Origin of the sequence: Lutimonas vermicola (assembly GCF_038433205.1) — a bacterium.
Lineage (GTDB): Bacteria > Bacteroidota > Bacteroidia > Flavobacteriales > Flavobacteriaceae > Lutimonas > Lutimonas vermicola.
The window spans coordinates 1-5,412 of sequence record NZ_JBCDNA010000004.1 but is presented as its reverse complement, the minus strand read 5'-3'; the positions used below and the strand labels follow the sequence as shown (position 1 = coordinate 5,412).

The following is a 5,412-nucleotide window of genomic DNA, read 5'->3' as shown; positions in this document are numbered from 1 at the left end:
ATAATGATATTATCACATTACAAAAAAAAGTTCCGCCGCTCCCCGAAGGGAGCGAACTTACATAAGCTATATGGGTTATTAGTACTACTTGGCTATGACATTACTGCCTTTACACCTATAGCCTATCAACGTGGTAGTCTTCCACGACCCTTAAAAGAAATCTCATCTTGTGGTGGGTTTCGCGCTTATATGCTTTCAGCGCTTATCCCTTCCCGACGTAGCTACTCAGCAGTGCCCCTGGCGAGACAACTGATACACTAGAGGTCAGTCCAATTCGGTCCTCTCGTACTAGAATCAGATCCACTCAAATTTCTAACGCCCACTATAGATAGAGACCGAACTGTCTCACGACGTTCTGAACCCAGCTCGCGTGCCACTTTAATGGGCGAACAGCCCAACCCTTGGGACCTTCTCCAGCCCCAGGATGTGACGAGCCGACATCGAGGTGCCAAACCCCCCCGTCGATATGAGCTCTTGGGGGAGATCAGCCTGTTATCCCCGGAGTACCTTTTATCCTTTGAGCGATGGCCCTTCCATGCGGAACCACCGGATCACTATGCTCTTGTTTCCAACCTGATCGACGTGTATGTCTCTCAGTCAAGCACCCTTATGCCATTGCACTCTACGCACGGTTACCAAGCGTGCTGAGGGTACCTTTAGAAGCCTCCGTTACTCTTTTGGAGGCGACCACCCCAGTCAAACTACCCACCAAGCACTGTCCTCCCATAGGGAGTTAGGCTTCAAATAAGCAAAGGGTGGTATTTCAACGGCGACTCCACAACGCCTAGCGACGCTGCTTCGAAGTCTCCCACCTATCCTACACATTACTTATCCAAAGTCAATACTAAGCTATAGTAAAGGTTCACGGGGTCTTTTCGTCCCATAGCGGGTAATCGGCATCTTCACCGATACTTCAATTTCACCGAGCTCATGGCTGAGACAGTATCCAGATCGTTGCACCATTCGTGCAGGTCGGAACTTACCCGACAAGGAATTTCGCTACCTTAGGACCGTTATAGTTACGGCCGCCGTTTACTGGGGCTTCATTTCAATGCTTCGCCGAAGCTAACATCTCCACTTAACCTTCCAGCACCGGGCAGGTGTCAGGCCTTATACGTCATCTTTCAATTTTGCAAAGCCCTATGTTTTTGATAAACAGTCGCCTGGATCTTTTCACTGCGGCCCCCTCAATAAAGAGGGGGCGACTCTTCTCCCGAAGTTACGAGTCTATTTTGCCTAGTTCCTTAGCCATGAATCTCTCGAGCACCTTAGAATTCTCATCCCAACTACCTGTGTCGGTTTAGGGTACGGGTACTTATTATCTGAAGTTTAGAGGTTTTTCTTGGAAGCCCTTAGCCACATTATCCACTCCACCGAAGCTTCGTGGTACTATCCCAATTCAGCAAGACGTGCGCATTTAACTACACATCCTATACCTACTTGGTTCAACGTACTATTCCGTCAGTACGCAGTGGGTTCATTACTTCGTCACCCCATCACAATAATAAGTAGTACGGGAATATTAACCCGTTGTCCATCGACTACCCCTTTCGGGTTCGCCTTAGGTCCCGACTAACCCTCAGCTGATTAGCATCGCTGAGGAAACCTTAGTCTTTCGGTGTGCGGGTTTCTCACCCGCATTATCGTTACTTATGCCTACATTTTCTTTTGTAATCACTCCAGCATACCTCGCAGTACACCTTCTACGCTGATTACAATGCTCCCCTACCACTTACAACTAATGTTGTAAATCCATAGCTTCGGTAATATACTTATGCCCGATTATTATCCATGCTCGATCGCTCGACTAGTGAGCTGTTACGCACTCTTTAAATGAATGGCTGCTTCCAAGCCAACATCCTAGCTGTCAATGCAATCAAACCTCGTTAGTTCAACTTAGTATATATTTGGGGACCTTAGCTGATGGTCTGGGTTCTTTCCCTCTCGGACATGGACCTTAGCACCCATGCCCTCACTGCTGTGTATCATTTTATAGCATTCGGAGTTTGTCAGGAATTGGTAGGCGGTGAAGCCCCCGCATCCAATCAGTAGCTCTACCTCTATAAAACTTAGCACAACGCTGCACCTAAATGCATTTCGGGGAGTACGAGCTATTTCCGAGTTTGATTGGCCTTTCACCCCTACCCACAGGTCATCCAAAGACTTTTCAACGTCAACTGGTTCGGTCCTCCACTGTGTGTTACCACAGCTTCAACCTGCCCATGGGTAGATCACTCGGTTTCGCGTCTACTACATCTAACTAAATCGCCCTATTCAGACTCGCTTTCGCTACGGCTCCATGACTTAATCACTTAACCTTGCTAGATAAAGTAACTCGTAGGCTCATTATGCAAAAGGCACGCAGTCACCATGCAAGCATGGCTCCTACCGCTTGTAAGCGCACGGTTTCAGGTTCTGTTTCACTCCCTTACTTAGGGTTCTTTTCACCTTTCCCTCACGGTACTAGTTCACTATCGGTCTCTCAGGAGTATTTAGCCTTAGCGGATGGTCCCGCTAGATTCATACAGGGTTTCACGTGCCCCGCACTACTCAGGATACCACTATCAATAACTTCTCTTACTTGTACGGGACTATCACCCTCTATGGTCTGTCTTTCCAAACAGTTCTAATTTAATCAGCATTGAATATCGTGGTCCTACAACCCCAGTATTGCCGTAACAACACTGGTTTGGGCTAATCCGCGTTCGCTCGCCGCTACTTACGGAATCACTTTTGTTTTCTCTTCCTCCGGTTACTTAGATGTTTCAGTTCACCGGGTTTGCTCCTCTTGCGAGGTGACTACGCTTCACGTAGCCGGGTTGCCCCATTCGGATATCTGCGGATCAAATCATATGTGCCAATCCCCGCAGCTTTTCGCAGCTTATCACGTCCTTCATCGCCTCTGAGAGCCTAGGCATCCGCCATGCGCCCTTACTTTAGCTTATTGTACTTTTTGCGATAACATAAAACAATACTGATAAATCAATATTGCCTTTATTATCATGAACTCTTTATTGTTTTGTTTTATAACTTAGAATTAATAACTATAAATAGTTATCAATCTGATTTATTTACGATATCATTATCCCAATATGTCAATGAACATTTTTGATCTCCCTACAAATACAATTTCAAAGTATTTATAAATCTAAAATCAAATGTCTTACCAAAATTTCTAGTTATCGGAGTAGCTTCGCTGATCCTCAAACTTCAATTTTGAAAACCCTAAAAAGATATCTCAATCAAGTAATTTAATAAAGCAAGCTTTGTAAATTACTCTTCTCTCGATATCACCTTTTTTAGGCTTTATCTGTGGAGAATATCGGAGTCGAACCGATGACCTCCTGCGTGCAAGGCAGGCGCTCTAGCCAGCTGAGCTAATCCCCCATAAGGGAAAATTCCAAGTTCCAAATCCCAAAATTATATTCAGAATATTTATTTGAAATTCTCAACTTCTAAAATTTCCTTAATCTTAATATACCTACCCAGAACTAAAAAGTAGTCTCGGGCAGACTCGAACTGCCGACCTCTACATTATCAGTGTAGCGCTCTAACCAGCTGAGCTACGAGACTGTATTATAGCCTATATAGTAGTATATTATATATTATAAAGATTGACAACAAAAAGAGTAAAAACCATTTTTCAATTAACATAACATCTCTTTCTCTAGAAAGGAGGTGTTCCAGCCGCACCTTCCGGTACGGCTACCTTGTTACGACTTAGCCCCAGTTACTAGTTTTACCCTAGGCAGCTCCTTGCGGTCACCGACTTCAGGCACCCCCAGCTTCCATGGCTTGACGGGCGGTGTGTACAAGGCCCGGGAACGTATTCACCGGATCATGGCTGATATCCGATTACTAGCGATTCCAGCTTCACGGAGTCGAGTTGCAGACTCCGATCCGAACTGAGATAACGTTTAAGGATTCGCTCCCCCTCGCGGGGTGGCTGCCCTCTGTCGTTACCATTGTAGCACGTGTGTAGCCCAGGACGTAAGGGCCGTGATGATTTGACGTCATCCCCACCTTCCTCTCGGTTTGCACCGGCAGTCCCGCTAGAGTCCCCATCATAACATGCTGGCAACTAACGGTAGGGGTTGCGCTCGTTATAGGACTTAACCTGACACCTCACGGCACGAGCTGACGACAACCATGCAGCACCTTGTAAGTAGTCCGAAGAAAGACCTATCTCTAGATCATGCAACTTACATTTAAGCCCTGGTAAGGTTCCTCGCGTATCATCGAATTAAACCACATGCTCCACCGCTTGTGCGGGCCCCCGTCAATTCCTTTGAGTTTCAATCTTGCGATCGTACTCCCCAGGTGGGTCACTTATCAATTTCTCTTAATCACTGAGGTACAAGACCCCAACAACTAGTGACCATCGTTTACGGCGTGGACTACCAGGGTATCTAATCCTGTTCGCTCCCCACGCTTTCGTCCATTAGCGTCAGTATACAGTTAGTAGACTGCCTTCGCAATCGGTATTCTATGTAATATCTATGCATTTCACCGCTACACTACATATTCTATCTACTTCACTGTAACTCAAGACAACCAGTATCAAAGGCAGTTCCACAGTTGAGCTGTGGGATTTCACCTCTGACTTAATTGCCCGCCTACGGACCCTTTAAACCCAATGATTCCGGATAACGCTTGGACCCTCCGTATTACCGCGGCTGCTGGCACGGAGTTAGCCGGTCCTTATTCTTACAGTACCGTCAATTACCCACACGTGGATAAGTTTCTTCCTGTATAAAAGCAGTTTACAACCCATAGGGCAGTCTTCCTGCACGCGGCATGGCTGGGTCAGAGTTGCCTCCATTGCCCAATATTCCTCACTGCTGCCTCCCGTAGGAGTCTGGTCCGTGTCTCAGTACCAGTGTGGGGGATCTCCCTCTCAGGACCCCTACCTATCGTCGCCATGGTAAGCCGTTACCTTACCATCTAGCTAATAGGACGCATACTCATCTTTTACCGCCGGAACTTTAATTACTCGATCAGGTGACCAAATAATACTATGGAGTATTAATCCAAATTTCTCTGGGCTATCCTCCAGTAAAAGGTAAATTGTATACGCGTTACTCACCCGTGCGCCGGTCGTCAGCAATCTAGTAAACTAAATCCTGCTACCCCTCGACTTGCATGTGTTAAGCCTGCCGCTAGCGTTCATCCTGAGCCAGGATCAAACTCTCCATCGTATAAAATTCTTAAATTTCTTGTACGATGTTAAGCCTCTCAAAAAATATGACTCGGAATAGATTCTCAATCTCTCGAAAACCTAAAACAAATAATTTTACTCTCTTTGTTACGCTGTCAATCTTCAATATTTTCAATGAACTTCTCTTAATCCTTTTCTCGCTCTTCTCCCTCCGCATATTGCTACCCTCTAAAAGCGGGTGCAAAACTAAAACC

1 protein-coding gene, 2 tRNA genes and 2 rRNA genes are annotated in these 5,412 nt (G+C 46.0%); all 5 read right to left on the bottom strand.

All coding sequences use genetic code 11. The annotated features are described in order from the left end of the window. Window positions 1-59 precede the first annotated feature (59 nt). Window positions 60-2,945 (bottom strand): 23S ribosomal RNA (locus tag AABB81_RS16050). 368 nt (window positions 2,946-3,313) lie between these two features. Next, window positions 3,314-3,387, bottom strand: a tRNA-Ala gene (locus AABB81_RS16045). A gap of 112 nt (window positions 3,388-3,499) precedes the next feature. Then, window positions 3,500-3,573: transfer RNA gene (locus tag AABB81_RS16040), tRNA-Ile, on the bottom strand. 98 nt (window positions 3,574-3,671) lie between these two features. Beyond that, window positions 3,672-5,198, bottom strand: a 16S ribosomal RNA gene (locus tag AABB81_RS16035). Together the 16S and 23S rRNA genes with 2 tRNA genes alongside form the textbook arrangement of a ribosomal RNA operon. Window positions 5,199-5,207: 9 nt before the next feature. After that, window positions 5,208-5,412: hypothetical protein (locus tag AABB81_RS16030; RefSeq protein WP_342161589.1), on the bottom strand; the 205-nt coding region annotated here is incomplete at its 5' end.